This window comes from Hymenobacter sp. UV11, from assembly GCF_004684095.1.
Lineage (GTDB): Bacteria > Bacteroidota > Bacteroidia > Cytophagales > Hymenobacteraceae > Hymenobacter.
In genome coordinates this window covers 1-769 of sequence record NZ_SRII01000062.1, presented here as the reverse complement: position 1 = coordinate 769, position 769 = coordinate 1, and the positions used below count along the sequence as shown (strand labels likewise).

The following is a 769-nucleotide window of genomic DNA, read 5'->3' as shown; positions in this document are numbered from 1 at the left end:
GGATGCCCACCGAGCCCTGCACCCCCTGAAACCGGTCACTGCCGGTGTAGTCCTGCTCCGGGCCGCCCACGCCGCCGATGGTCTGGGGCCCCTTGAGTGACTGGTTGAAGTAGCCGAGCGTGACGTTGGGCAAGCCCAGGGCCTGCTCGGCCTGGGTAGCCGCCTGGCGCTGGGCAATGAGCTGGCGCAGCACCTGGGCTTGCGGGTTCTGGGCCAGGCGAACGGTGTCGCCCAGCGCGGGCAGCACCACGGGCTCCAGCGGCCGCAACAGGCTGTCGGCTACGTTTACCGCCTGGCTTTGCTGGAGCAACGCTTGGAGCTGGCGCTGGGCCACCTGGTAGCCGGTGCGGGCCTGCCGAATCAGGGCTCGGGTCTCGCCCTGCTGCACCAGGGCCGTGGCGGGCTCCAGGCGGGCCACCTCCCCGGTTTTAAAGCGCAGATTGGCCGCCCGCAAAAATTCGGTGTAGAGGCTGTCCTGCCCCCGCAGTACCTTCACCCGATGACGGGCAAAGACCGCCTGCTCGTAGTTGAGGCGCACCTGCCGGCGCAGCTCTGCCTGCACCTGCGCGAGTTGGAACTGCTGCCCGCTCACTTGTGCGTTGAGTAACAGGGCCTGCCGGCGGTACACCCCGGGCAGCGAGAAGGTTTGGCTGATGGTGAAGTTATTGTCCTGGCGGTAGGTGTTGTACTGCCCGTAGGTGACGCCGATGGTCGTGCGGCCCACGTCGGTAGCGGTGCGGCGCAGCGCTTGCTGTGCTTCCAGCGAGCG

At 67.9% G+C, this 769-nt stretch carries 1 protein-coding gene; it reads right to left on the bottom strand.

Annotated features, from left to right (window positions below; all coding sequences use genetic code 11):
- Positions 1-769, bottom strand: a 769-nt coding sequence (locus tag E4631_RS25690; RefSeq protein WP_133658799.1) for a TolC family protein, incomplete at both ends; no start/stop codon positions are given.